Raw genomic sequence first — 26,905 nt, forward strand, 5'->3', positions numbered from 1 at the left:
AGTTGTCTTGTAGATTCATCGCATTTCTCGGGAATCTTGAAATCAGTACATCCTCTGCATGATCCAAAACAGGGCGATCGCAATGCAGAATCAGCAGGGCTTCCAACAGGTCTATTCTCAAAATCTCGACAATGGTCGCTTTGTCATCGAAATTTCTCTTGACCAATACAGTGATGTTTTTAATGAGTGGGATCCTGCGCCTTTTAAACGCCGCGATCTCGACCCTTATTTGCAGCAGTATCTCGAAGAAAGCTCAGATGAGATTCCGCTTCGTTATCCCCTTGAAATCTGCTTTCAGCTCCCGCAGGGCTTGCGCGATCGCTCGCTAGAGACAAAAGTCTGTGACGGCTTTCACAACTGTCTGACCTTTCGCTTGTATCTCCTCAATCAGGAGCAACAACGACTTAATCGCTATGTATTCCTGTTTGTGTTGGCGGGCTTCAGTCTCATTGGCAGTGCCACACTTTTTCGCGATCGCCTTGGCGAAACTATCCTCGTCTCAACGCTCCTGGAAGGTGTAGTGGTCAGTGGCTGGGTCTTTCTTTGGGAAGCCGTCTCGCTGATCATTTTCAAAAAGCGAGAGATTCACCATCGTTACCGCAGCTATCAACGACTCCAGCAAGCTCCGATTATCTTTGCGGAGCTACCACCAGAGTCCTGAAGCGACGGGTTCAGGCTAGGGAGAACTCGCCGTGTCGGTTGTTTGAGTCTTCACCGTCAGCACTTGCGGCGGTGTCGCATCGGGGGGATAGCGCAGCTGCACCCGTACCGTTCGCTGCTCGCCAGGTTGCAGCGTCAAGGATAAGAGAGGGTCTCCTTGCTGGCCGCGCCGCTGGACGAGATGGACATCGCGAATGGTGGCTTGACCTTGATCATCGGTGTAACGAAGCCGCACACTGCCTCGGAAAAAGGTGACATTCGGCAGCGTTTGGAAGAAGCGCAGGCCCCCTTTGCTCAGGCGATCTTCTTTAATCGGTGTTTCTAAAATCAGATCGACGACCCGAGCCTGGCGATCGAGGTTGACCAAAGGCAGCGTCAGGTCATATTCCAAGCCATAGTTGCCGTGGGCGGAGTAGGCCGTATCCGGATAGCGAACCACGAGGGGGGCAGTCTGAACCTGATCCGTGCCTTGGCGACCGCCTTGGAGTGTACTGATGCCATAGGAAAAGGCTTGACCTGGCTGGGGAATTTTCAGGGTTCGCCAGTTGGGGTCGGTCAGTGTTGCCTGCCAGCGGCTCCCCATCGCAACACCCGCAACACGGCTGTAGATGACAGGCCCTGGGGCATCAGGGGGCGAGGGCGTGCGATCGCGGGGACCAGCGACGGGACTAGTTTGCAACAGTCGTTGCCACTCACTTAGTGAGGGCGATCGCTCTTGATTGTTGGCATCCAGCTTGGCGTACTGGGCCAAACTAGCGACGTAGACCGGCCCTGTACTTTCGAGGCGTAGATAGGCGGAACGGCCATTCAGGGGAGGCGTCAGGCTGGCGACTGGAATCGGTAAATCTGCCAGCAGCCGCGTACTGCGGGGTGGAATCGTAATCGTTGGTGGTAGATCAATCGAGCGTCGACCCTGGATCAGGTCGAGCATGACGCGATCGCCAGGACCGGCGTAGACTGCGCCTTCGTTATTGTCACTACGACTGGGTAGGGGCTTGAACGGAGCATCCGGCTGACTGACGTAGCTAGCGCCATCTAAGACCCGCAGCGTTACGGGTTGATCACTGGGATTGCCCACCAAAATCCCCAGGTGGAGCGTCCGTAGCGATCGCCCTTCATCGGCACGGGCGATGTGGTGAGCAAACAGATCAAACCGCCCTTGGAAGACATAGTTGAGATGCGCGTCAGGATGCTGCTTGTCGCTGCCCGGAAACGTCGACAGCAGAATGCCTTCTTGCAACACCAGCTCGGGGCTATTGCTATTGAAGACCGGGATGTTGTCCAGTGACCCCGGCAATGGGCGCACCTCTTGGGGACGGACAATTTCAACCGGTGGTGGTGCAGGAGATTGGGCGACAAAAAACATAGCAATCAGCTAGCTGGGTTGTTGAGTTGAAGCGGTCGAGACCGGCAAGGTGTTGAGGAATTGATAGGTGCGTTGCGACACTTGGCGAATCAATTCATTGGCCTTGAGGTCATTGTCGGGGCGGCGCACCAGCATGGCCGCGATGTAGCGTTTGCCGTTGGGCATGTCGATCAGGCCGACGTCTCCAACCACCATGGCAATATCACCCGTTTTGTGGGCGATCGTTGCTTCCTCTCCCAGCCCGCGGCTCAGCAGTGTATTGGTCTCTGTGGTGCGCAGAACTGCAAAAAAGCGATCGCGCGATCGCGGCTTGAGCAATGAACCGTTCTCAATTTTGGCGAGCAATTCCACCATCTCTTTAGGTGTTGTGCTGTTGGTGCCTTCTAAATCGGGCAGGAGATTCCGCAAACGGGTGGTCTCCAGCCCCCAAGCTGCAAAGCGTTGATTAACGGCTTCAATCCCCCCGAGACGGGCAATCAGCAAATTAGTTGCGGTGTTGTCGCTGATCCGGATCATCTCAATCGCGCTTTCCAGCACCGTGAACTTGCTGCCCACCGGCTGATACTGCATGGCGCCTGCTTCTGAAGCCACAAGCTCTTTGGTCATGGTCAGCTGTTCATCCAGCTGGACCTTACCCTCCTGCACTGCTTCCATCAGCGCAGTAAGCACTGGAATTTTGATCGTGCTGGCGGCAGGAATGGAGGTTGTGCCGTTGATATCGACGTAGTTGCCCGTATCGAGATCGGTCAGAAATAGTTCGGCTTTGAGGGTGGGTTGTTGCTGAATCAGCGCCGCTAACTGAGTTTGGAGTGGCGTGAGTGGAACTTGAAACGCAATTGGCTGGGTTGTGACTGCAGGCTCTGGCGCTGCTGCGGTTGCTGCTTGCGGTGTGGGCGCTAGTTTGAGGTTGGGTTCCCAAGCAGCAATCAGACTTCCGGCCAGAACTCCCAAGCCAACCCCCAGCACGAGTAAGCGCAAAACATTCTGTAAAAGCGGGGGAATCCGTAGCGGTTTCGCTGGAGCTGGCGATCGCCGTTGGTTGCGCGGACTATCCACCGCTCGCAGGGGCCGCGTTGCTTGAGAAGCAGGTCGTGCCGTGCGAGAGGGGCGCCGTGCAGTGCGATCGCGAGGGGGCATGGCGGTTCCTTGGAGCAGCATTCAGCCAAAACTGTCGAACAGCCTAGCAGCCTCGGGAGGTTCTGGGCAGGGGCTAGCGCTGGGTCGCGGACTTGGATTTTAGGGGCGATCGCGCTCTTTGTCCTGATCCAGTGCCCAATTCAGCTGACGGACCATGCCCCGCAGCAGCGCCACTTCCTCGGTACTCAGGGTTGCTCGCTGGGCGATGGCTCGAATTTTTTCCATGCGACTTGCTGCTGTATGGGGATGCAGGTAACCCACCCGCAGGAGCAGCGTTTCTAAATCACGGGTATAGCCATGGAGTTGTTCAAATGCTGCGAGTGGTGGCGTCTCGTGAGAACACTCGGAGGCGATCGCTTCGGCACCGTCAGGCACACAAGCGTAGTGGTAGCAACAGAGCCCCACGGCCTGTGACAAGTTGAGTGAGGGGTAAGCGGCGGTGGTGGGAAAGGTCAGGTAGCGTTGGGCTAAGCTCAATTCCGATCGCTGTAAGCCGCTGTCTTCGCGTCCAAAGACCAGCGCGGCTGGCCCTTGTCGCAACCAAGGCATCACCTGAGTCGGAGCCTCCAACGGTAGATCGCTCAGATCCCGTTGTCCTGTGGTGGCAACCACCCGTTCACAGCCCAGCAGAGCGCTGGGTAAATCCTCAACGATCCGCGCTTGGGCCAGCAGGGCAGCTGCATGCACGGCCATCTGTCGCGCTTCTTCGCCCTGAACCTCGCATCGCGGTCGAACGATCGCCCAATCAGTGAGCCCAAAGTTCATCATCACGCGGGCGATCGCGCCAACATTCCGTGCCCCAGCAGGTTCGACCAGAACGATGCGCAAACTCATGGGTTGAAGGGCCAAGCGACAGAGTTTCTACAATGGCAGAGCTTGTTCAGTCCTTGGCAACTCATGGCGCAGCGCTACACCAAGTCGAATCTGCCGCAGAAAGATTGTGTGGTCTGTGGGCGTCCGTTTGAGTGGCGCCGTAAGTGGAAGGATTGCTGGGATGAGGTGCGCTATTGCTCCGATCGCTGCCGCCGTCGTCGGTCTTCAGTGAGCCAGCTGGGTGAGGAGTAGATAGCAGTCTGTGCCTGAGGATATCTAGACCTGCTCATTGGGCTCAGCATCAAAACCCGCTGTTCGTGGGGGTGATTGCGCACCCCCACACCCGCGCACTGGGGGACTCGACTCCCCCAGCCCCCCCGCAACAAGATTCTGGCTGAGGCATACCGATTGAGTGGCGATCGCGACCGGTAAAACTTGCTGGCGGCGGCCTTGTGCTTGAGGCTCACCAGATCCGGTCAATGACCCAAGCTGATCTGCTGAACGCCATACGGGAGCAGGGACTTAGCGGAAGTATCGTCTTCCTGCACTTGTGTTTAGGGTCAACAGCCGACAGTTTGCAGGAGTTGAAGCGGCCCTAGATCTTGGAGCTGCTGGAGTTGAGCCTGATCGCGGACGAGCAATGCACCGGCAAATCCCAAGGCGTTAACACTGATGTGGAGATGGCTTTCACGGCTACGCGGCACAATTAACAGCCACTGACGGGTGAGCAAGAGGTTGTAGGCGGGTGGGCGATCGCCATCCACAACAAGATCGAACTGTACCCAGAGCTTTTGATAGGTTTCGAAGAGAATTTCCCCTGCTTGTATGGCCGATAGGCCCAGAAAATTCGGTAGTTCTGCGATCGCATGCTGAAACGGTAAGGCATTGCGATCGCCACTGAGAGCAGCCTGCCAGCGATCGCTGAGGGGCAGGGGCTGACAACACTCCCGATCGAGGGGCAACGGAACGAGTTGTAGATGTTTATGGGGCTGACTCGCCCCTGCTAAAGGCCCGCCATTGAAAAAGGCAAAGCCGTCAATCGCCTGTAAACCGGAGGCGATCGCTTCAAAATCCGCTAAGTTCAGCCACTGGGTTTGTGGCTCATACTGCCGGGTGATCAGCAATAAGTGCTGATCGATCACCGGAAATTTATTGAGGAGCCAGAGGTGGCAATCGCCAGCATCCGCAACAAATAAGCGCGGGTCGTAGGGTTGAAAGGGATTGGCAACGGGGCCGTGGGCTTTGAGCGAAGGATGCTTAGCGCGCCAACCTCGCAACATCCGTACTAAAAAGCGTTGGTCTTGATCCTCGAGCCAGCAAGAGTCTGTCGCGATCGGTTGCAGTGCGCCACTCGCGAGAGCCGCGGTAGTTTGCGCCTGTGCCAGTTGCAGTAAATTTTGCATCGGCTTCACAGGGAAAGTCGCGCCAGCTGGGCACCCCGATAATAGTTGCCTAAAATCCGCGTGAAATCAAAACCCTGCTCGGCCAGCTCTCGGGCTCCGTGCTGGCTCATGCTGGCGCCGAGATGACCATGGGCTTCAGCCACAATTTCGTTGGTGGCTGCGTACAAACTTTCGACGATACCGCCGCGGTAGCTGAGCAAGAGCCCTGCGGTTTGGCTGACGGCCTGTTCAACCCGTGCTGTTTCACTGCTCATACCGCTGTAGGCTTGCCAGCGTGTCGTTGAGCCTAAATCAAAATAGGCGCTGGCTGGCCGGGCCATGTGGGCGATCGCGTAGGAACGGGCTGCTACAGCTTGGGCTTTGAGGGCTTCTAAGGGCCAACTAGCCGGCATTTCTGAGCCAACAACACTGACGAGATACTGCTCCAGATCAACATAGTTCACAGCAATCAGGCGATCGCCTTCCGCAATGAGCTTGAGCTTGCCGCGATAGGGTTTGCCATTGACGAGAACTGCACCGCCCTGTGCCGGTTGTAACCAGAGGGGGCCGCCTGAGGTCCAACTCGCTAGCCGCAGTCGACCTGCTTGGGCCACGACAGTAGCGGTTTGTCCTGCTGCTAAAGTTCCAAGGATTTGTCCGTCTTCACGGGTGAGATAGCCAGCGGTTTGGCTGCCCACTGTTGCCTGCGATCCGTCTCGGGCGATCGCCACGCGAATCAACAGTGCTGGCGCAGTTACATCCCCGCCAGGAATGGTCAGGGCCGGTGCCGATCGTGGATCGGGCAGTGCATTGCTGGCAGCTGAAGCATTAGCTGGAGTCGTAGGGGTTGCCTCTGGACCAGCATTTGGACTTGCTGTGGGTGAGTTGTTTGTCGGATTGACGCTGAGTAAGCGCTCCAAGGCGCGTTCAGAGTCTTGAATCGCCTGTAACTCAGCAGCATTCGGCTGCGCTTGGCGTAGGCTGCTGACTCCCCACAGGGTCAACAGGGGGAGAATAACCGCTCCTCCAATCAGCCATCGTTTAGGGTGTTGCCATCCCGTCAGTTGAAGCGATCGCTCAGCGATGCGCTTCTCAGTTGCCGGTTGACGGCTCACACCAACTCTCCTCGCAATACTGTCACCGCTTGGCCTCGCAGGATGACGCGATCGCCTTGAACTTCCACTTCCAGTTCGCCGCCCCGTGCTGAGAGCTGCCGAGCCTGTAAGCGATCGCTCCCTAATTTAGCCTGCCAATACGGTGCCAGCAGACAATGCGCCGATCCAGTCACGGGATCCTCAGCCAGGCCGAAGCGCGGTGCAAAAAAGCGTGAAACAAAGTCGCACCCATCCTCTGCCATGCCTGCTGCAGTGACGACAACGGCCTGACAGGGCCACTGCTCGATCGCGGCTAGGTCTGGCTGAACCTTCTGCAGTTGTGCTGCCGACTCCACCTCGAGAAGCCAATAGCCCAAATCACTAGTTCGGCAGTCTAAAACGGGCACCCCGATCGCAGCAGCCAAGTCAAGCGAGACTGACAAGGGCTGAGGTTGCTGCAACGGAAAATCGAGCACAATGCCCTGTTCCCCCAACTGGGCTTGCAGCAGACCACTGCGCGTTTGAAACTGAAGCGTTTCTCCGGGCTGTGCCTGTCCCCACTCTTGGAGGGCATGGGCGGCAGCTAAGGTGGCGTGACCACAGAGATCGACCTCGCAAGCGGGCGTAAACCAACGCAATTGCCAAGCACTTCCATCGGCCAGCAGAAATGCTGTCTCCGATAGATTCATCTCCGCAGCGATCGCCTGCATCTGTGCATCGGGCAGCGGCTGCGTCAACCAGCAAACCGCCGCCGGATTACCCCGATAGGGCTGCCGCGTGAAAGCATCAATTTGCAGGAGGGGAATGGCCATTGCTGGCTTAGGCGAATGCGGCAGGCTGATGGCGAATCAAACTCAGGAATTCTTCGCGGGTGCGTTGATCTTCTTGGAAAACGCCAACCATGGCACTGGTCACGGTCCAAGATCCGGGCTTCTGTACGCCACGCATCACCATGCACATATGGGTGGCTTCCATCACCACGGCCACACCCTGCGGGTCGAGGATTTCCTGCACTGACTCGGCAATTTGGCGAGTCAAGCGCTCTTGCACCTGCAGACGGCGGCTGTACATCTCGACAATGCGAGCCAGTTTGCTCAGACCCACCACCTTTTGGTTGGGGATGTAGGCGACGTGAACTTTGCCCATGAACGGCAGCATGTGGTGCTCACAAAGGCTAAAAGCCGTGATGTCGCGCACCAACACCATTTCGTTATGGCCTTCGTCGAAGATGGCCCCATTGACCAGATCATCCAATGATTGGCTGTAACCACTAGTCAGGAAGCGATAAGCCTCAGCCACCCGTTTTGGGGTTTTCAGCAGTCCTTCCCGCTCTGGATCTTCTCCAACGCCGAGCAACAGCGTGCGGACAGCCGCTTCCATCTCCGCTTGCGAGGTGCCATTCTCGTCGGGACGGACGGCGTCAATCAAGCTGTTACTGCCATTCAAAGAGGGAGAAGTCATCGTCACAAGAAACCTCGAGGTAATTGAGAGGGCGATCGCGATTCCGATCTAGAACGTGCCCGCATTGGGCATCAGGGTCAGCTCATCCACCACTGCCGTCTCCGGCAAGGTTGCGACCTGGAGCAGCACCTGGGCGACTGTCTCGGGCCGCAACATTGCCTGACGATCGAAGTTAGCGCCCACGCTGGGTTGGTCCCAGAGCGCCGTATCAACCGAGCCGGGGCAGACTAACGACACGCGGATGCCGTGTGATCGCTCTTCGGCGGCCAGCACCCGTGACCAAGCGGCAAAGGCCGACTTGCTCGCACAGTAAGCTCCCCAGTCAGGGAAGGCTTGTTGAGCAGCGATCGAAGCGAGATTGAGAATCAAGCCACGCTGCCGCTGCCGCATACCCGGAAGAAGTGCTTGCGCGACCAGCAAGGGGCTGTAGGTGTTCAGCGCAAAAATACGCTCCAACTCAGCGAGGGGGAGGGTCGCCAGTGGCCCCGTCTGAGCAATGCCTGCGTTATTGATCAGGACGTCGGGTACACCGAATTGCTCTACCAGTTGGGCGATCGCAGGAGCAATAGCGGGTAGATCGGTCAAATCAAGACTGTAGGTTTCGACAGCCGGCGCACCGTTAGCGCGAGCAGTCTCAGCAACCGAGTGGAGGCGATCGCGATCGCGCCCCAACAGCAGCAACGACCAGCCTGCTTGTGCGAAGGCTTGTGCAGCCGCTGCACCGATGCCACTACTGGCACCCGTAATCAGAACAAAAGGAGAAGGCAGAAAACTCATGCCAGCCATCAGGCAGTCAAGCGTGGATGTTTAGCCGAAGACGTGACGGCCTGGGAATGCAAGATTCGCCAAGACATGACGAAATGTAACGCATCCAATTATACCATTTGGGCCGAGTCGCAGGGATCAGGCGTGGGTTTCCAGGAACACGCCAAGCTGGCGGAATTTCTGGTAGCGCTGCTCACGCAGTTGAGCCGGGCTGAGGGCTTTTAAGTCCTTCAGATGACGCAACAAAACCTGACGCAAACTCTGGGCCGTTTCCAGGGGTGCAGAATGGGCACCACCCAAAGGCTCGTTGATGATCTCGTCGAGAATGCCCAGTTGCTTGAGATCCCGCGCCGTAATCTTGAGGGCTTCCGCCGCTTGAACGGCTTTGCCTGCATCTCGCCAGAGGATCGAAGCACAGGCTTCGGGGCTAGCAACGGTATACACGGAATGCTCAAACATCAGCAGGCGATCGCCCACGCCAATGCCCAAGGCACCACCCGAGCCACCTTCACCAATCACCGTGCAGAGAATTGGCACCGAGAAACGGAACATCTCGCGCAGGTTGACCGCGATCGCCTCTCCTTGGCCCAGTTCTTCCGCACTGACCCCGGCATAGGCACCAGGCGTATCAATGAAGGTCAGAATCGGCATGCCAAAGCGATCGGCATGCTCCATCAGCCGCAGGGCTTTGCGATAGCCACCGGGCGAGGCCATGCCAAAGTTACGCAGAACGTTGTCCTTGGTATCGCGCCCTTTTTGGTGACCTAAAAAGACGACGGGTTGGCCATCAAGAGAACCGACTCCACCGACCAGCGCGAGGTCATCGCTACCGTTGCGATCGCCGTGCAACTCGATCCACTCGTCGCTGATCGCTTGGATGTAGTCCAAGGTGCTGGGGCGGCGAGGGTGACGAGCAACCTGAATCCGCTGAGCTGGCGAGAGATTACTAAAAATTTCTCGCCGTAGTTGAGCCGCGCGGGCTTCTAGCTGCTGAATCTGGCCACTGACATCGACCTGGTTATCGGCTGCAAGGGTGCGAATTTGGGTAATCCGCTCTTCCAGCTCAACGAGGGGTTTCTCAAACTCCAGCAGGATCGGCTTCTTCGCGACAGGAGCAGCCATGCAAGGAACCTCAGATTGCCAATGCCAAGGGTTGGAAGCCATGGCGGCGCGAGGCTTCACCGATTGCTTCCATCTTCTCGATCGTGATCTGGTTGCGTCCCCAGGAGAAGTTGGTGTGCCAGCCCTCGAATTCCAAGAGCATCGCCTCGGCAAAGCAGGCAAACATCTGCCGCTCGGGCCGCGCCATCTCGGCTGCTGACATGATCTGCCAGTCGATGTCGAAGCAATGTTCAACAACGCCGCCATTCAGGACGTAAATGCCCTCACCCTGCACTTTGCTGCCGAGATTTTTGGGATAGCCCCCATCGATCAAGACACAGGGTTGCTTCAGCGTGGTGGGGTCGATCGTCACGCCCTGGGGCATGCTGGCTACCCAGACAATGATGTCGGCTTCGGGCAGCGCTGCTTCCAGGGGCAGGATTTTGCCCCGCCCCAGTTCAGCTTGGAGATTGTCCAATCGCTCTTGGTTACGAGCCGTCAAAATCAGGTCACCGACACCGAGTTTGCGATCGAGCCAGCGGCAAACCGCACTGCCAATATCCCCTGTCGCTCCCACGACTGCGATCGTGGCTTGAGTGAGGTCTAGCCCAAGCTGCTGAGCTGAGGTTTCAACCTGCTTACAGATGATGTAGGCCGTATGGGTGTTGCCGGTGGTGAACCGTTCAAATTCCAGGGTGGTGTCTCGCACTTGCCGCAGACTGGCAAGGTCGAAATTCTCGAAAATAATCGAGGTAAAACCACCGAGGGCAGAGATGTCAATGCCATGCTTTTGCGCATGGGACATGGCGTTGAGCACTTTGCGGGTTGCTGTTTTGAAACGCCGTGCTGCCAGCATTTCTGGCAGAAAACACGATTCGATATAGCGCCCGTGAATCACTTTTCCCGTAGCACTGGTCACCGTGATTTCATCAACGATTTGGGGGGGAGCACTACTCCAAAATTCCAAACCCTGATCGGCGTATTCTTCGTAGCCCATGCTGCGAGCAACGTCGCAGGCCTGTTCCAAACTGGTGAGATGACCGATGAGACCGAACATTCAGATTTCCTGGATCAAACGGCCGCAAGGCCATAGGCGGACATGCGCATAATTTCGCGCGTCGTGAAGCCGATATTTTCCAACGCTTCGCCGTAGGCAATCATAAAGTCCTCAACGAGAGACTCGCGCTCCATGCCCAATTCCCGCGCATCGTCAGCCACTTCGTTGAGCATTTGCCAAACCAGCGGTAGGTTCTGACGATTGGCGTCCTCGAGTTCAGCTTTCGAAGCTTCGAAGTTAGCCTTCAGCCACTCTTCGCCGAAGTTGCGATGCAGGTATTCATCGCGCACCACACCCTCGGTGATTTTGCGAGCGAAAGCATCCGCTACCGGGATGTAGATGTTGTAGGCCGCGATCGCAAAGCACTCGATGATCAGTGATTGAATCAGCAAGCAGGTGACGACCTTGCCCTCAGCAGCGGCTACCTTGAAGTTCTCGTGCAGCTTGGCAAAGAACTTTTGGGCAAAACCCATGTCAGGAATGACGGAGAGATTTTTGCCACAGGCCATGAAGCCCTTCATGTGGCGCTGTTCCATTTTGGCTAGCTTGTGAAGCTCATCCCGCTGGTCGGGCAGCATCTCTGCAAGGCGATTGTAGTTGTCGAACGCCTCTTGTTCGCCTTCAATCACGATCGCGTTGATGCGGCTGTAAGCGTCTTTGTAGGACTCGCTTTGAAAGTCCAGTTCAAGGCTGGCTTCAAGCTGCGGCATGAGTCTGCGGTCTCCTGACACGGATGAAAGGGAGAATTTGGGATTGGTGGATCCCAGTGGGTACGCACCAATCTACACTCTAGCGGTATTTACCTAGGTGACAGCGGGGACGATCGCTGCCAGCCTGCGATCGCCGTCAGCACTTGAACCCAACCCTGCACTAATTGCTCAAAGATTTCCGCCCCCTTGTCGGCAGTTGCCGAGGTCGGATCGCCAATCACACCGCTCTGGCTGAGGTCGTGGGTTAGCCAGGCGATTGGTAGGTTGCCCTCCCAGCTCAGCAAGCCTTGAGCATCCAGATCCGGTGGATATTCTGCGATCGCCTGATCCATCTGCACCTGTTCCGGCAGCAGATGCAGCATCAAACTCGTTTCGGCATCGCCAGCATGGAAGCCGAGATCCTGTTCACGGGGTGTCAACAGCTCACCGATCTGGTTCGGCACGTTCCAGACGAAGAGCGGCAGAATCTCGAAGTCGGGAAAGCGTTCCCGCAGATCGCGGGCAGCCAATTGCACAATCTGGGGCTGGCCGCCATGGCCATTTAGCCAGATCAACCGCCGAAAACCGGCTGCATAGAGACTGGCGGCGCTATCGGTCAGAACAGCGAGCAGTGTCTCTGTGCGCAGACTGATCGTGCCAGGGAAGCCGTTGTGCTCGTTCGATTTGCCATAGCAGAGCGGCGGCAGGCCATAGGCAGCAATCTCAGCGGGCAGGCGGCGTAGGGCTTCACCGGTAACAGCAGTGGCGATCGCAGTATCCACAACCAGCGGCAGATGTGGGCCATGCTGCTCGATCGCCCCAATCGGTTGAATGATCAGAATGCGATCGCGATCGGGTAGTGCCGCAATTTCTGGCCAGCGCAGGTAAGGAAAGAAGCGATCGGCGGGGATGGATCCATGCAACATTGCCGTGACTTGTCTCCTTTGGGGCTAGTGAGCGATCGCAATGCAGTGTCAAAGTAAGAAGAACCGCATTCTGCGAAAGTCCATCGTCCGAACAGTATGAGTCCTTCTGCCGCCAACACCCCTTCCTACGACGACTTTGCCCAAGCCTTGGAAGCCCAGTCGCTGGATTCCCAAAAAGGCCAACTGGTGCGCGGCAAGGTCTACGAATACAGCACCGATGGGGCCTACATCGACATTGGCGGTAAAGCGCCGGCCTTCTTGCCCAAGCGGGAAGCTGCCCTGCACGCGGTGCTGGACTTGGAAGCCCATCTGCCCAAGGACGAAGAGCTGGAGTTCCTCGTCATTCGTGACCAAAACGAAGATGGTCAGGTGACGGTATCGCTGCGGGCGCTGGCGTTGCAACAGGCTTGGACCCGTGTGGCTGAGCTACAGGAAAGTGGCCAGACCGTGCAGGTCAAAGTCACAGGTAGCAATAAAGGCGGCGTCACGGCGGATCTGGAAGGGCTACGCGCCTTTATTCCGCGATCGCACTTGAATGAAAAAGAAGATTTGGATGGCCTCAAGGGCAAAATCTTGACGGTTGCTTTCTTGGAAGTGAACCGCGCTGACAAAAAGCTGGTGCTGTCGGAACGGCAAGCTGCTCGTACCGCACTGGTGCGCGAAATCGAAGTGGGTCAACTAGTCAGCGGCAAGGTGACCGGACTCAAGCCTTTTGGCGTTTTTGTTGACTTGGGTGGTGCCACTGCTCTGTTGCCGATTAACCAAATCAGTCAGCGATTTGTTTCCGACGTCGGCACAATTTTCAAGGTTGGTGACCCGATTCAAGCCTTGGTCGTCGCGATCGACAACACCAAAGGCCGGATTTCGCTGTCGACCAAAGTTCTGGAAAATCATCCGGGCGAAATTCTGGAGAATGTTGCTGAACTGCAAGCTTCTGCTGCCGATCGCGCTGAGCGGGCCCGTAAGCAACTGGAGTCGCAGTAGGGCATGACCCGGATTTGGGAACTCGATTTTTACTCGCGGCCGATCCTCGATGAGGCGGGCAAAAAACTCTGGGAAGTCGCGATCGCGGAAACCATCACTACGGTCGCTGCACCTGACTCGACCTTTCGCTATGCCAGCTTTGTCACGGGTGATCAGGTCAACTCAGTGACGTTGCAGGACGCCTTGAAAACGGCGATCGCGGAAGCGGGGGCAACCCCCGATCGGATTCGCTACTTCCGGCGACCGATGAACAACATGATTCGCAAGGCTTGTACCGATTTGGGGCTGCCCTGCCAGCTCAGCCGCCGCACCGTCAGTCTCCACAACTGGCTGGAAGAACGGCAGCAGCAGGTCTATGCGAGTCATCCGGGCTATAACCCTGGCCCAGTTGCTGGTGTTCAGATGCCTGACGAAGCGCCCCAGCCCCTGCCTGATGCCCTACGGGGCGATCGCTGGGCTCTTGTCGATTTGCCCTTTGCTGCTTTGGCAGAGCATGGGGAATGGGCGATCGATTTTGGCGAAGCCTTTCCCCTGACAGGGCTTGATCTGCCCGACGAGACGCCGATTCCGGGGCTGATCATTTTTGCCAGTCGTGCCATGCCGATCGCTGCTTGGCTCTCGGGATTGGAACCCGCTTGGCTGACCTACGCCTCGCCCGCCAAACAACTATTGCTGGAAACAGGCGGCAGTGAGCGCTGGACCCTAGCAGCGCTGAACGTCCCAGCACTTCAGCAAGAAGCGGCTCAGTTTACGGCGGCGAAGCAGGCGGCGAAGGGACTGCACTTCTTGGCGGTGCAAGCCGATCCCAACAGCGATCGCTTTGCTGGTTTTTGGTTGCTGCGGGAATTGCCGCTTGGGTAGCCGATGAGCAACGAGTTGCAGCCGGAACAACTGCTGGATTTGGCACGGCGATCGGGTGCGGAGCTGGCCGAGGTCTACTGGAGTAGCAGTGAATCGCGGCCGGTCTACTTCGAAGCCAATGACCTCAAACAGCTGGAATCAACGCAGTCGGAGGGCGTAGCCCTGCGGTTGTGGCGGCAGGGGAAACCGGGACTTGCTGTCGCCTATGGCCCTGTCGATCCACAGCAACTAGTCGATCGCGCCTGTGCTCTCAGCGATCTCAACGATCCGGAAGAGCCGCTGTTGGCTGAGCCATGGCAGGCTCAGTTTCTGGACAAGCGATCGCCCGTTGAGCGAGAAGCCTTGATCACGGCGGGTCAAGCGGCGATCGCCCAGATCCGCGATCGCTATCCGGCTGTTCTCTGTAGCGGTGAATGGAGCTGCAGTCAGGAAGCCGTGCGCCTGATCGACAGTCGGGGGCTGGATTTGCAGCAGCAAGATGTCAGCCTTAGCGCCTACTTGCAGGTGGAATGGACGCGGGGTGAAGACTTTCTAGCAGTCGGTGAAGAAGCCCTAGAGAACGCAATCCTCGACCCAGCCGCACTGACGGCCTCGATTCTGCAGCGGCTGCAATGGGCCGAGCAAAGTGTGTCTGCCCCCCAAGGTCAACGCCCAGTTGTGATTGCTGCTCGGGCGACGGATCTGCTCTGGGGAACGGTGCAAGCCGCTTTGAATGGTCAGCGGGTGCAGGAAGGGAGTTCACCGTGGAGTGAGCGGCTAGGCGATCGCGTTCTTAGTCCAGCAGTGACGCTGCGGCAACAGCCTGACTTTGGACCCTATGCCTGTCCCTTTGATGACGCGGGCGATCGCACCCAGTCTCTAATGCTGATCGAAGCCGGAGTCCTGCGCCAGTTCTACCGCGATCGCCGCTGCGGCCAACAGCCCAGCGAAACGACGGGTAATGGCTTCCGCCCCGGATTGGGTAGCTATCCGCAACCCGCCTTGGTCAACTGTTGTCTGGAACCCGGTATGGCTTCCCTGCCGGAGTTGATTGCTGCGATCGACGATGGCATTCTGCTCGATCAAACCCTGGGCGGCGGCCCCGATCTAGCTGGTGATTTTTCGGTCAATGTCGACTTGGGCTATCGCATCCAAAACGGTCAAATTACTGGCCGAGTCAAAGACACCATGCTGGCGGGAAATGTCTACACCGCATTACAGGACTGTCAACTGGCTAATGACCTGAGCTGGCAGGGTAACTGCTGGACGCCCGCGATCGCGGTGCCGGCCCTCTCGGTGGTCAGTGCGCTCTAGTCTGCTGAGGGAAAGTCGCGATCGCAGTGGGTCGCGGCAAAACATCACAGTGGATCGATTCTGAGCTGGCCGCGCTAGGCTACACAAGCGTTTCGCTCAACTGATGCGTGTTTCCTCTGCGTTTTCCGCCTCGGTTTGCCAAAGCGCAGCAGTGGGCTGTGCTGGAAGCCTGCGCGATCGGACTCGTCTCAGGGGCGAGTGCCTTCCTGCTCAAACTGGGTGCAACTGGGGTTCAAGATCTGCGCGATCGCCCAGGACTGCCGCTCGGTCTGCAGCTACTCCTGCCACCCATTCTGGGCGCGATCGCCGGTTGGTTGGTACAGCGCTTTGCCCCCGAAGCTGAGGGCAGCGGCATCAGTCAAGTGCAAGCCGCGCTGTCAGGCAGCCGTATCGCCTTGAACCTGCGGGTCGCGATCGTCAAAATTGCCAGCACGATGCTGGTGTTGGGCTCGGGGCTCCCTCTAGGGCGCCAAGGACCAACTGTGCAGGTGGGAGCCTCCCTTGCGGGGCAGATGAGCCAGTGGTTTCCCACGTCACCCGACTACCGACGACAGTTAATTGCTTCAGGGGCAGCAGCAGGACTGGCGGCAGGGTTTAACGCACCTCTGGCTGGCGTGATGTTGGTCCTTGAGCAGCTGCTCCACGATGTCTCTAGCTTTACCCTCGGAACCGCAGTTCTTGCTGCCTTCATCGGCGCGGTCGTCTCGGGCATTCTCGGTAGCCAAAGCCTGAGTTTCAGCTCTGAAATTGTGGCAGCTCCGGCTGCTTTGACCGTGCCAGAGCTGCCGGTGGTGCTGCTGTTGGGTCTGCTCGCCGGTGGCCTTGGCATTTTGTTTAATCGTGGCTTGGTGTTCAGTCAACGCTGCTATGAACGCTTGCCGGTCAAGGGTCTGCCGTGGCGAGTCGCGATCGCCAGTGGCATTTCAGCGCTGCTGCTGCTGGCTCTACCTGTCGCGATGCGGCAAGGACTCAGCAACCCTTTTACAGTGACGATCCCGGATAGCAGCACGATCGCCCTCGTCATGTTGACGATCAACTTCGGGCTGACGCTGGTTGCCGCTGGTTCTGGTGCCTCTGGCGGGATTTTTGCACCGGCCCTTGTGCTCGGCTCCAGTCTGGGGCTAGGCGTGGTGCTCTCCATTCAAGCGATCTTTCTACAGATTGGGATTCCTCTACGGATCGATGCGCCAGCAACCTATGCACTGGCGGGCATGGGCGCGATGTTTAGCGCCGTTACGCAAGGGCCCATCACCGCGATCGTGATTGTGTTTGAGATGACCCGCGATTTCAACGCGGTGCTGCCGCTGATGGTGGCCTCGATCACCGCCTATGGAATCGCTAGCCTCGGGCGATCGCCTAGCCAAACACCGGCACCTGAGTCCTTACCGACGCTCAATAGCAGCTTGGGGCTGACGGCGGCCCAAGTCATGGCCAGTCCTGTGGAAACTCTGGAGGCGAACCAGCTCCTAACTGAGGTAATCCAGCACTTCAACCGTACGCACCATCGAGGTTTTCCTGTTACTCAGCAAGGCGTTCTGGTGGGCATTGTCACCAGTTCTGACTTGGATGAGCACACCCTCAAAGGTCAGGACGACACAGTGCGGCTCCAAGATGTCATGACGCCCCATCCCTTGACCGTAACGCCGCAGGACAGCTTGGCCCATGTGCTCTACGTGCTGAATCGTTACCAGATCAGTCGCGTGCCCGTGGTCGATGGCCGCAAACTGGTGGGTATCATCACGCGGGCTGACATCATCCGAGCAGAGTCGGAGCTGTTGAGCGGTCAAGATATTGCAGCTGCCCCGATCGCACCTTCCTATGTTGCCTACGAAACGCGATCGCCCGCAACAGGTCAGGGACGACTGCTGGTGCTCTTAGCCAACCCCCGCACTGCTCAAGCACTCTTGCAATTTGCGGCGGGGCTCGCCAGTCTGCGCAACTACGAGTTGGAATGTCTGCATCTCATCCCCGTCTCTCGGGAAGCAGATCCATCGGAAACGGCTGTTTCCACACTCGGTGCTCGGCGGATGCTACAGCAGGCCGAGCGCTTAGGACGCCGCTGGCATATTCCTGTTCATACGCAAATCCGGGTTTGTCACGACCTGTCAGCGGCCATTCTGGAGACGATTAGTGATCGCCACATCAACGAATTGGTGATGGGTTGGGGCGGCGGTGCATCACTGGCCCAGCGCCTGTTCCGCGAAGGTGTCGACCAGATTTTGCAGCAGGCGCCCTGCCGAGTGGTATTGATCAAGCCTGGATCGACCTTCTTGGCGGCCGCCCCACTAGTCCAAGGCGATCACCCGACTCTCCCTCTGCGCCATTGGTTGATTCCTCTCAGTGCTCAAGTGCCCCAGACGGGGTTGGCAGAATCCTTGGAACAGCTCCTGCAGTTGATCCCCGATCCCGATCTCTCGCTCTGTCAGATTGACCTTCCTCGGCAAACCGTTTCTGCCAAACGACTCCATCAGTTGCAGCGACGTTTAGAGAGCCGCCTCCGGCAACCGATTCAAGCCGATTTAATCTGTGCGCGATCGGTCACTTCAGCTCTGCTGGACTTGATGCGGAGTCGAGGCATTGAAGCCGTGATGTTGTCACTGACCTTAGAACAACTGCCAACGACCACCCTCTGGAAGGAACTCTTGGCGCAGGCACCGCAAACAGTGATTGTGCAAAGACGTTAACACTGGGCAAAAATGATGTTCTTGCAGTTGTCAGTCCGGCATTGATCCTCGACACTGAAGGCAAACTGTTCGGCTGATTGGAATGAAGCAGTTATTTTCGGGTATCCGTCAGGTTTGTTCACTGGCAGCCGTCTCGACCGTTGCTTGGCTCGGGTTTGCCAGCTTTGCAGAACCTGCCAGCGCGGAGCTGGTGATCTGCAATAAAACGCGTAAGGCTGTCAACCTTGCCGTTGGTTATAAAGAAGGCGACTCCTGGCGATCGCGGGGGTGGTATACCATCTCACCCCGAGGCTGTGAAACGGTTGTCGGTGGCCGACTCAGGCTGCGTTATTACTACTACTACGCAGAAAATACGGATGCCTCGCTGCTCTGGGAAGGTGACTACGAATTCTGTATTCGTGATCCTGAAGAGTTCTCAATTCTTGGCGATGAAAACTGCGAACGTCGCGGTTATATCACCCAAGGATTTGCAGAAATTGATACTAAAAATGCCAACGCTTTCACTCTTGACTTGACCGATTAGACTTTGGCTGAAATCATGACTGCGATCGCCGAGGATTCATCATCTAATCAGGCGATCGCAGGTTCAATCCGCTCATTCAATCCGGTTGCTGGAGCGGCAACCAAACGATGGCAGTCGTTCCCTGTCCCAGCTGACTGCGCAACTGAATTTTGCCGTGGTGTTGCTCAACGATGGCCTTAGCGATCGCCAGCCCCAGCCCTGAACCGCCGCGATCGCGGGGTCGGCGGGCTGGATCAGCTCGGTAGAACCGTTCGAAGACGTGGGGTAGTGTCTCGGGGCTGATGCCAATGCCGCTGTCGCGAACTTCCACCTGTAAACCCTGATTCTGGGGTTGAACCTGCACCGTTACCTGCCCAGGAGCGAGGGTATATTGCAGGGCATTGGCAATCAAATTAGTAAACAAGCGCGCCAATTGTTCCCGTATGCCCGTCAGTTGCAGGGGTTGATCCGTATCGGGCAGTTGCAGATCCAAGCTCACACCCTGGTCTTGGGCCGTGAGGCTTTGCTCTTCCACAACTTCGAGCAGCAACGCATCGAGGTCTAAGTTCTGAACCGGCGCTGGTTGCTGAAGGCCACTGTCTTGGCGGGCGAGAAACAGTAAGTCATCCACGAGGCTGCCCAGGCGGCGCGTCAGGCGTTCGACTACCTGCAAGACCTGTTGTTGCTCGGGTGCCAAGCTCTGCGGCTCGGTCAGCGCTGCCTGCACATTGGCCTGAATCGTGGCGATTGGATTGCGCAGCTCATGGGAGGCATCAGCCGTGAACTGCTTGAGCTGCCCGTAGGATTCGTAGACCGGTCGCATTGCCAAACCCGAGAGAAACCAGCCTGTCGCTGCCACCGCCACCAACATCAGCGCACTGCCAAAGCTCAGATCGATCAGCAGTTGCTGGGTGGGGGCGCTGACCTCAAACCAAGGATGGCTGACGCGCAGGTAACCCAACAATTGGCGATCGAAAATGACCGGTTCGGTCAGCTGACGGACCAAGGCGGGTTCATCGTAGGGGCTGGGATAACTGACCGTTTCAGCCCGACGACTGGGAGCGAGGGGCACAGACAAGGGGGCATCCAAAGTGCTCCACAGCCGATCGCCGCTTGGACTGAACCATTCCAGGTCAATGCGATCGGCTTCGGCACTGGCCTCGCGGCTACGAAAGCTAATCTCGAGGTTGACCTGAGGGGCTCGATCTGGGCCTGTGGGTTCAATGACCAGCGATCGCTCGATCACCTCGACGACATGGTTCAAGGTGTCATCCACCCGATCGATGAGGGTGCCGCGCACATAGACATAGGCACTGACGGCAAAAGCAAAGAGGAGAATGGCGGTCAGGAGGGTGTACCAAAGTGCAAGGCGGCGGCGCGTCGCAGAAAACATGGCGCAACAGCAGGGAGCGATCGCCTTTGATCGTGGCATGCTCACTCAGCCAGCAACGGCAGCACTGTTGCAGCCGAGCCGCTAGTCTAGGGGCTGCGCTGCCAGGGGTTCCATGATGCCCGATGATTGATTGCCCTTTTTGGCTGGAATTGCCGTGCAGGTGATCTCTCTCTGCTGGTCGGCAGCCACCGAGATGGGGACACGCTGACCGGGGCAGCGATCGCAGGATCGCCGTCCTCCAGAGTCGAACTTGGGCAGCCACTGAGTCCTGAAAACCTGAAATTGCTAGGCTTGTGCTGGATTTGACAGACAGGTCCTGAGCAGATCTCGCAGAGTCGTGCCGATCCTTGAGGAGCGATCGCCTGTGTCCAGGCTCATGGCAGCGTTATCCAAGCGCCGATTCTGGCAACGGCTGGGGTGTCTACTGCTGTTCTTAGGGGTGCTGATAACGGGCGTCCTGTTGCACGACGGACAGCAGTCGCAATCGATCGTGACCTTGCCAACAGCGATCGCGTTTCAACAGTTTTTCCTACGCCCAGCTCCCGAATTAGCTGATCTCACACCTAAATTTGAAATCGCTTGGGCCCATCCCAACAACTACGGCGATCGCCTCCGCTTCAACGCTGATGGCAGCCTAGTCGATAACGAGCCTTTGATTGTCCTGCATGAAACGGTTTACTCGGCGGAGTCAGCGGTCGACTGGTTCCGACAAGGAGATTTAGGGGCCGAAGCGGCCAGTTACCACGCCATCATTCGCCGCAATGGCACGATCATTTCCATCGTCCCTGCTCAAGACAAAGCTTATGGCGCGGCAGAGTCGGGTTTTCCCACAGCAGAAGGGATTGAAACCCTCTATGGTGACCCGCAGGAACCCCCGTCTGTGAACAGTTTTGCCTACCACATCTCCCTGGAAACGCCGCTGGACGGCCAGGATGCCGAACTGACTCACAGCGGCTACACCGCAGCGCAGTATCGTAGCCTCGCTTGGTTGATTGCCCAGACAGAAGTGCCCGCTGAGCGGATCACGACCCACCGAGAGGTGGATCTATCTGGAGAACGAATTGACCCCCGTAGTTTCGAACGCGATCGCCTGCTTGCCCAACTCAGCCAATTGCGCGATCGCCTGGCGAGCGTGCCCCCTGCCTGATTGAGTCATTCGTGATTCAGCTGGCTGGAAACGCTCTAATAGAGGAATGCCTAGCACTAATCCCTTCCTGACCCTGCCCTACGAACCCGCTTTTGCCAGCTTGGGCAGTGAGTTCTCCGATCCCGTGGAAGCCGCCACTTTTCCACTGCATCAACTGCGATTCCGTAACGATCGCCTGCTTCCCACCCTTGGGTTAGACCCCGCAGCGGTGACAGATGAACACTTCATTGAGGCATTTGGCCGCTTTGAAGGGCGATCGCCTTTGCTGGCGATGCGTTACCACGGCTATCAATTCGGGATCTACAACCCAGACTTGGGCGATGGCCGGGGCTTTCTCTATGGCCAAGTGCGGGGACGCGATGGCTGGCTCTACGACTTGGGAACCAAGGGATCTGGACGGACGCCCTACTCGCGGGGGGGCGATGGTCGTCTGACCCTGAAAGGTGGTGTGCGCGAGGTCTTGGCCTCAGAATTTCTGCAGCGCCTCGGGGTGCGGACGGGGCGTTGCTTCAGTCTGATCGAGACGGGAGAGCAACTCTGGCGCGGCGATGAACCCTCGCCCACACGATCGTCGGTGATGGTGCGCTTCAATCGCACCCATATCCGCTTTGGCACCTTCGAGCGCCTGCACTACTTCCAGCGCAAGGACCTGGTGCGGCAACTGCTCGATCATGTGATCGCGACCTACTATCCCCACCTGCTCGGTGATCCGGAGGCTGATGCCAAGTTCTACGCAGAACTGACGGAGCGAACCGCAGACTTGGCAGCGCAGTGGATGGCCGCAGGTTTCTGCCACGCGGTCTTAAACACTGACAACCTTTCGATTGTGGGCGAGAGCTTCGACTATGGCCCCTGGGCGTTTCTCGATCGCTTCGACCCGAAATTCACCGCTGCCTACTTCGATCACAGTGGCCGCTATCGCTACGAGAACCAGCCCGGCATCTGCCAGCTCAACCTGGAGTTACTGCAAGTGCCCTTGGGCATGGTGATGTCGGCGGCCGATCTGGAAGCTGGAATCGCCGGTTTTGGCGATCGCTACCAAGCAACCTACAGCCGTTTGATACTGCGGCGTCTGGGCTTTGAAGCCGATCAGCTCCATTCAGCGATCGCGGATGACTTGATCATTGCCACCCTGCAACTGCTGCTGCAGGCTCCGATTGGTTACAACGAGTTTTTTGCACAGCTTCGGACTCACTTCCAACCCGGTTGGCGCGGCGATCTCAGTGCGATCGTGCCCGACTGGATCGCAACTAATCGCGAGACATTGCCAGAAGCCCAGTGGCAAGCTTGGCGCGATCGCTACCACCAAGTACTAACGCATCTACCCGAGTCGCAACTGCCGCTCATTCAGCAGCAGCTCGCCCAAGCCAATCCAGAGATTGCACCCATCCGGCCGGTGGTTGAATCCGTTTGGGACCCGATCGCAATCGATGACAACTGGGAGCCATTAGAAGCGCTGCTCAATCGCTGGCGGCACGACGTAACCGTCGCCGATGATGATGCCGGCGTGCCAAGTTCAAGCTGATCCAGTAGGCCGCAAAGCCTAGGGCGATTGCCACCAGCACACTCCCCAGCATGAGGGCGTGCAGGAAATCGCTGCCCAATTCCTGTAGGGATTGCCAAGAGCTCAGTTTTTCCAGAGTCAGCAGGCGGTTATCCGTGGGCAGAAACAATCGTCCCAGCTGGAAATTGAAGCTGAACAGCGGCAGATAGGTGAAGGGATTGCTAATCCAGGTGGCGGCGGCAGCCAGAACTTTGTTGCCCCGCAGCAAGGTGGCGAGACTGACCCCGATCAAAATTTGTAGTCCAAACAGCGGGAAACAGCCTGCAAACACGCCAAGGCCAATGCCTCGCGCCAGAGCTTTTGGGCAAGCTTCAAGGCGCAACGCTCGATAATACCAATAGCGGCAGCGGCGTTGCCAACGTTGCTGCCAAGTGTATCGACGCTGGCGGGCGGATAATAACACCGGAACCGTTGCTCCTCATTCAGCTCGCATGGTCGGTTTTTCGGGCGATACTATAGCCGCGATCGCCACTGCCATTGTTCCCCAACAGGGAAGCGTTGGCATTGTGCGGCTTTCGGGTGCAGCTGCGACCAGCATCGCTCGCCAGATTTTCCAGATTGCGGGCCAACAGCCCTGGGAAAGCCACCGCATTCTCTACGGTTATATCCGCGATCCCGAGTCGGGGGCGCTGATTGATGAAGCGCTGTTATTGCCAATGCTGACACCCCGCTCCTACACGCGGGAAGACGTGGTCGAGTTGCACTGCCACGGCGGTTTGATGCCAGTTCAGCAGACGCTGCAACTCTGTATTCGCGCTGGCGCAAGACTAGCGGAGCCAGGGGAATTTACCCTGCGAGCCTTTTTGAATGGCCGCTTGGATCTCAGTCAGGCCGAGAGCATTGCTGATTTGATCGCTGCCCAGTCGCCTCAAGCGGCACAGGCTGCACTGGGGAGCTTGCAGGGCAAGTTGGGGCACCCAATTCGCCAGCTCCGCGATCGCTGCTTGGACATTTTGGCGGAAGTCGAAGCCCGCATCGATTTCGAAGACGATCTACCACCCTTGGACTTGGAGGCGATCGCGGATCAATTAACGGCAGCAGGGGCTGAACTCCAAGCAATTCTGGCCACTGCCGATCGCGGGGAGCTACTGCGCACTGGCCTAAAGGTCGCGATCGTAGGACGGCCCAATGTCGGTAAATCCAGCTTGCTTAATGCTTGGAGTCGCTGCGATCGCGCCATCGTCACGGATCTGCCGGGTACTACCCGTGATTTGGTGGAATCGCAGCTGGTTGTCGGTGGGATTCCGGTGCAAGTCCTTGATACCGCTGGTATCCGCGAAACCAGCGATCAGGTCGAGCAAATTGGGGTCGAGCGATCGCGCCGAGCCGCTCAGTCAGCTGACCTAGTACTGCTGACGATCGATGCCAGCGTCGGTTGGACAGCAGCGGATCAAGTCATTCTCGAGGCTGTCGGCGATCGCCCCATCCTGTTAGTGATCAACAAACGCGATCGCCTTTCAGAAGCAGAACGCAACGCGATCGCCCTGCCACAGCAGGAGTTTAAAGCGATCGTTTGGACGGCAGCTGCTCAGCAACAAGGCATTGAGGATTTGGAAGCAGCGATTCTGGCAGCAGTCGGCACCGGCGACTTAACCAGCGCCAATTGGGATTGGGCCTTGAATCAACGGCAAGTTGCCGCCCTGACAGCTGCTCAAACTGCCCTGCGACGTGTTGAAGAAACTCTGCAAGCGCAGCTTCCCCTCGACTTTTGGACGATTGATCTCCGAGAAGCGATCGCGGCACTCGGTTCAATCACAGGCGAAGAGATCGCCGAATCGATGTTGGATTTAATCTTCAGCCGCTTTTGTATCGGCAAATAAGCGGAGGTCAGGGCAAAGTCAGCGATCGCTGCAGCTTACCAGCACGCGGATGACGGGCTTCCAGCGTGATCCCTTGACCACGATCGCCCCGAATAATCCACTCCGCCTTGGCGCGATCGCTGGTGGGATCAGCCTCAGGCATCACTCCTTTCTGCGCTCGCCCTTCCAACTGCCCCAACTCTTGCCGCGCTTTGCCCTGACAGAGTTCACTACCCTCCGGCAACTGTAATTCCGCCACCAGTGGATCAACCAAATGCCGCTCTAGGGCCTTTTGGCTGATGTAGGTCGGCAACCAACCACTATTTTGTAAGACCAATTTGACTTTATAGAGGCGATCGCCCAAGGCTTGAACCTCTGCGCTAATGACTTCGAGCTGCGGGGCAATTTGTAGCTGCCAAAGTAGCCACTGCGGGAAGCGATCGAGTTCTGCTTGCAGGAATTTTTGGGGTGGATTCCGCCAGGTATGTAAGTCATCCCAGCCGCCCAGTTCCACAGGCCCCAACTGCGGATGCTCAAAGGGATACCAATCAATAAAACCCTTACCCTCTAACTCGCGATCGTTCCAGTCAAGGAACTTCAAATCATCTTCAACCGGATGCTCTCGGAACCAATCAATCCAGTCATATTTCTCGATGCCGGCTGCTTTCTGCGGGCTCCAAATTTCAACGGTCCAAGCAAATAGCCCGAGATGGTCATAGGCCCAGTCATCAAAGACACCCGTTGTAATCTCTTTGGGGTCATAGCGAAAGTGATGATAAACCCCGATCGCTGGATAGCCCGTTTGCTCCTCACCCGCTTTTCCAATCACTTCATAGGTCCGCAGGTCTGCAACGGGGAACGTTTCATCCGGTTTGTGACTGTAGGGACGCAGCAAGACGCCACTAAACGTATGGAAGGAAATGGCTGCAAACAGATTGGTGCGATCGCTTAAAAATTTGACAATGGCTTGTACTTCTGGTTCAGAGGCCGGGAAGGGGCCTGCTCCCAATTGCTCATGCTCCGGTCGCCAGTCGATGGGATAGTTACGATTGAGATCTAAGCCTTGCTGGCGGGGTTGCAGCGGAATCAAATCACCGTCGTAGTCTTGAATTAATCCTTCTGGTAGCACTCGATAATACTGGCCACCGCTTTCAACGGGGTCACGGCGCACCAGCAGGCGCGGTTCTTGGGGGTGAACTTTCCAAGCGCCGTGCGGATCAGGAATTCGCATCAAGAGAATACGACCATCACCATCAATATCGGCTTCTTGCAAACCACTCGAATCGCGATCGCGTAAGGGATAGGGGCGCGTGCTCGATCGCACAAACTGAGGCTGATCAGCAAGGGCTAACTCAGCGCCATCTGGGTTTTGACGCGGACATAAATAGATGGTGCAGCGCTGTAGACAGCGTTGAATGACTGGATCACCCTGCTCAAATCCCTGCAACAGCACCTGCAAAAATCGTAGACAGGCACTGGAAGCTGCCAACTCCGTGGCATGAATGTTGCCATCAATCCAGAGTGCCGGTTTCTCGGTATCATCACCGCTGCTATAGTCCGTGATCCGCAGCAACCAAATCTCACGTCCTTCGTGACTTTTGCCCAAAGACTCTAATCGCAGGAGCTGAGGATAAGCAGCTGCACAATCCTGCAGAAGTTGAGTCAGCTCGGCATAGTGATAGAAGCGATCGCAGGCAAAGTTAAGCTGCATTGGCTGATTACCGTTTACTTCAATCTTTCTTGGCAGAACAGGGTGAAAAACGATTGAGTCTTCATGTTAAATATTAATCCCTACTTGTGCTTGCTGTCTCTATTAATTATCTTGGTAGTCGTTATGGTTAAAAACAATAAAATTATCCTCATATAGACAGCATAATATATTGCCTTTTAATCTGAAAATGCTAAATTTTAGGCTGCTATTTACCAGGCTCCATCCTAGAAGATTTAGGTTGTTGATTTATATAATTAAATTGTTGGATTGCAGGAATTATCCCGTAGATCATAGGGCCACACTGGTTTGCACATTGCAAGAATCGTAGCTGTCTTTGATGGAAATTTACAAATTTAAGTCAATATATCTTGCTATTTATGACAAATAGATATTGGCGATTTTTATCGGCAAAAATCACAAGAGCATGTAGAGGCTTGCGCCAGCCTGTGTGACTGAACTCCCTTCCCCAATTCTTCCTTGGTACGAGTGAGTGCTGTGTGTAGCCATCCAATCATG

25 protein-coding genes are annotated in these 26,905 nt (G+C 56.9%); 10 read left to right on the forward strand and 15 right to left on the reverse strand.

Annotated elements, in window-relative coordinates; genetic code table 11:
- Positions 1–58 precede the first annotated feature (58 nt).
- Complete coding sequence (locus DOP62_RS01825; protein ID WP_370538844.1) at positions 59–661, forward strand: hypothetical protein; 603 nt, start codon at positions 59–61, stop codon at positions 659–661.
- A gap of 15 nt (positions 662–676) precedes the next feature.
- On the opposite strand, the gene DOP62_RS01830 is transcribed toward DOP62_RS01825, so the two are convergent.
- From DOP62_RS01830 to DOP62_RS01840, 3 genes are all read right to left on the reverse strand, one after another.
- The gene (locus DOP62_RS01830; RefSeq protein ID WP_208673037.1) at positions 677–2,026 is read right to left on the reverse strand and encodes a DUF3370 domain-containing protein; all 1,350 of its coding nucleotides are present in this window, start codon (positions 2,024–2,026) and stop codon (positions 677–679) included.
- Positions 2,027–2,035: 9 nt separating this feature from the next.
- Positions 2,036–3,163 carry a serine hydrolase gene (locus DOP62_RS01835; RefSeq protein WP_208677004.1) on the reverse strand — a complete coding sequence of 376 codons (1,128 nt, stop codon included), beginning with the start codon at positions 3,161–3,163 and terminating at the stop codon, positions 2,036–2,038.
- A 99-nt stretch (positions 3,164–3,262) separates the two neighbouring features.
- On the reverse strand, positions 3,263–3,997 hold the full coding sequence (locus tag DOP62_RS01840; protein ID WP_208673035.1) for an RNA methyltransferase: 735 nt from the start codon (positions 3,995–3,997) through the stop codon (positions 3,263–3,265).
- 63 nt (positions 3,998–4,060) lie between these two features.
- Here DOP62_RS01840 and DOP62_RS01845 point away from each other — a divergent pair, with 63 nt between their 5' ends.
- Positions 4,061–4,228 carry a DUF2256 domain-containing protein gene (locus DOP62_RS01845; protein WP_208673033.1) on the forward strand — a complete coding sequence of 56 codons (168 nt, stop codon included), beginning with the start codon at positions 4,061–4,063 and terminating at the stop codon, positions 4,226–4,228.
- A 308-nt stretch (positions 4,229–4,536) separates the two neighbouring features.
- Here DOP62_RS01845 and DOP62_RS01850 read toward each other — a convergent pair whose 3' ends face one another.
- The 9 genes from DOP62_RS01850 to DOP62_RS01890 all read right to left on the reverse strand — a co-directional run bounded on the left by DOP62_RS01850 (position 4,537) and on the right by DOP62_RS01890 (position 12,451).
- A complete protein-coding gene (locus DOP62_RS01850; protein WP_208677002.1) occupies positions 4,537–5,379 on the reverse strand; it encodes an ATP adenylyltransferase family protein in 843 nt (280 codons plus the stop codon).
- Positions 5,380–5,384: 5 nt separating this feature from the next.
- Positions 5,385–6,473, reverse strand: coding sequence for a SpoIID/LytB domain-containing protein (locus DOP62_RS01855; protein ID WP_208673031.1), 1,089 nt, complete (start codon positions 6,471–6,473; stop codon positions 5,385–5,387).
- Entirely contained in the window at positions 6,470–7,264 is a 795-nt protein-coding gene (locus DOP62_RS01860; protein WP_208673029.1) for a PhzF family phenazine biosynthesis protein, read from the reverse strand. The genes DOP62_RS01855 and DOP62_RS01860 overlap by 4 nt, the downstream gene beginning before the upstream one ends.
- 7 nt (positions 7,265–7,271) lie before the next feature.
- On the reverse strand, positions 7,272–7,913 hold the full coding sequence (gene folE, locus DOP62_RS01865; RefSeq protein WP_208673028.1) for a GTP cyclohydrolase I FolE: 642 nt from the start codon (positions 7,911–7,913) through the stop codon (positions 7,272–7,274).
- Positions 7,914–7,961: 48 nt separating this feature from the next.
- On the reverse strand, positions 7,962–8,699 hold the full coding sequence (locus DOP62_RS01870) for an SDR family oxidoreductase (RefSeq protein WP_208673027.1): 738 nt from the start codon (positions 8,697–8,699) through the stop codon (positions 7,962–7,964).
- A gap of 117 nt (positions 8,700–8,816) precedes the next feature.
- The gene (locus tag DOP62_RS01875) at positions 8,817–9,800 is read right to left on the reverse strand and encodes an acetyl-CoA carboxylase carboxyltransferase subunit alpha (protein ID WP_208673026.1); all 984 of its coding nucleotides are present in this window, start codon (positions 9,798–9,800) and stop codon (positions 8,817–8,819) included.
- A 10-nt stretch (positions 9,801–9,810) separates the two neighbouring features.
- Positions 9,811–10,836 (reverse strand): long-chain acyl-[acyl-carrier-protein] reductase, encoded by a 1,026-nt coding sequence (locus tag DOP62_RS01880; RefSeq protein ID WP_208673025.1) that lies wholly within the window; start codon positions 10,834–10,836, stop codon positions 9,811–9,813.
- A 14-nt stretch (positions 10,837–10,850) separates the two neighbouring features.
- Positions 10,851–11,546 carry an aldehyde oxygenase (deformylating) gene (locus DOP62_RS01885; RefSeq protein WP_208673024.1) on the reverse strand — a complete coding sequence of 232 codons (696 nt, stop codon included), beginning with the start codon at positions 11,544–11,546 and terminating at the stop codon, positions 10,851–10,853.
- An 89-nt stretch (positions 11,547–11,635) separates the two neighbouring features.
- Positions 11,636–12,451 (reverse strand): creatininase family protein, encoded by an 816-nt coding sequence (locus DOP62_RS01890; protein ID WP_208673023.1) that lies wholly within the window; start codon positions 12,449–12,451, stop codon positions 11,636–11,638.
- 96 nt (positions 12,452–12,547) lie between these two features.
- On the opposite strand from DOP62_RS01890, the gene DOP62_RS01895 reads away from it, so the two are divergent.
- The 5 genes from DOP62_RS01895 to DOP62_RS01915 all read left to right on the forward strand — a co-directional run bounded on the left by DOP62_RS01895 (position 12,548) and on the right by DOP62_RS01915 (position 18,796).
- A complete protein-coding gene (locus tag DOP62_RS01895; protein WP_208673022.1) occupies positions 12,548–13,435 on the forward strand; it encodes a S1 RNA-binding domain-containing protein in 888 nt (295 codons plus the stop codon).
- A gap of 3 nt (positions 13,436–13,438) precedes the next feature.
- Positions 13,439–14,296: a Tab2/Atab2 family RNA-binding protein gene (locus tag DOP62_RS01900; RefSeq protein ID WP_208673020.1), complete on the forward strand. Its 858-nt coding sequence runs from the start codon at positions 13,439–13,441 to the stop codon at positions 14,294–14,296.
- Between the two features lie 3 nt (positions 14,297–14,299).
- Positions 14,300–15,589 carry a TldD/PmbA family protein gene (locus DOP62_RS01905; RefSeq protein WP_208673018.1) on the forward strand — a complete coding sequence of 430 codons (1,290 nt, stop codon included), beginning with the start codon at positions 14,300–14,302 and terminating at the stop codon, positions 15,587–15,589.
- A 107-nt stretch (positions 15,590–15,696) separates the two neighbouring features.
- On the forward strand, positions 15,697–18,273 hold the full coding sequence (locus tag DOP62_RS01910) for a chloride channel protein (RefSeq protein ID WP_208673016.1): 2,577 nt from the start codon (positions 15,697–15,699) through the stop codon (positions 18,271–18,273).
- Positions 18,274–18,355: 82 nt separating this feature from the next.
- Positions 18,356–18,796: a DUF1036 domain-containing protein gene (locus tag DOP62_RS01915; RefSeq protein ID WP_228383006.1), complete on the forward strand. Its 441-nt coding sequence runs from the start codon at positions 18,356–18,358 to the stop codon at positions 18,794–18,796.
- A gap of 76 nt (positions 18,797–18,872) precedes the next feature.
- Here DOP62_RS01915 and manS read toward each other — a convergent pair whose 3' ends face one another.
- Positions 18,873–20,168 (reverse strand): photosynthesis regulation sensor histidine kinase ManS, encoded by a 1,296-nt coding sequence (gene manS / locus DOP62_RS01920; RefSeq protein WP_208673015.1) that lies wholly within the window; start codon positions 20,166–20,168, stop codon positions 18,873–18,875.
- Positions 20,169–20,544: 376 nt separating this feature from the next.
- Here manS and DOP62_RS01925 point away from each other — a divergent pair, with 376 nt between their 5' ends.
- Positions 20,545–21,315, forward strand: a complete 771-nt coding sequence (locus DOP62_RS01925) for a peptidoglycan recognition protein family protein (RefSeq protein WP_261789788.1) — start codon at positions 20,545–20,547, stop codon at positions 21,313–21,315.
- Between the two features lie 46 nt (positions 21,316–21,361).
- A complete protein-coding gene (locus DOP62_RS01930; protein WP_208673011.1) occupies positions 21,362–22,840 on the forward strand; it encodes a protein adenylyltransferase SelO in 1,479 nt (492 codons plus the stop codon).
- Here the strand turns inward: DOP62_RS01930 and DOP62_RS01935 are convergent.
- Positions 22,776–23,282 (reverse strand): DUF2062 domain-containing protein, encoded by a 507-nt coding sequence (locus DOP62_RS01935; protein WP_208673009.1) that lies wholly within the window; start codon positions 23,280–23,282, stop codon positions 22,776–22,778. The genes DOP62_RS01930 and DOP62_RS01935 overlap by 65 nt on opposite strands.
- 28 nt (positions 23,283–23,310) lie before the next feature.
- Between DOP62_RS01935 and mnmE the strand changes: the two genes are divergently transcribed.
- Positions 23,311–24,699 carry a tRNA uridine-5-carboxymethylaminomethyl(34) synthesis GTPase MnmE gene (mnmE, locus tag DOP62_RS01940; protein ID WP_208673007.1) on the forward strand — a complete coding sequence of 463 codons (1,389 nt, stop codon included), beginning with the start codon at positions 23,311–23,313 and terminating at the stop codon, positions 24,697–24,699.
- Between the two features lie 7 nt (positions 24,700–24,706).
- Here mnmE and DOP62_RS01945 read toward each other — a convergent pair whose 3' ends face one another.
- Positions 24,707–26,389 carry a M14 family metallopeptidase gene (locus tag DOP62_RS01945; protein WP_208673005.1) on the reverse strand — a complete coding sequence of 561 codons (1,683 nt, stop codon included), beginning with the start codon at positions 26,387–26,389 and terminating at the stop codon, positions 24,707–24,709.
- Between the last annotated feature and the right edge of the window lie 516 nt (positions 26,390–26,905).

It is taken from the genome of Synechococcus elongatus PCC 11801, from assembly GCF_003846445.2.
GTDB lineage: Bacteria > Cyanobacteriota > Cyanobacteriia > Synechococcales > Synechococcaceae > Synechococcus > Synechococcus elongatus_A.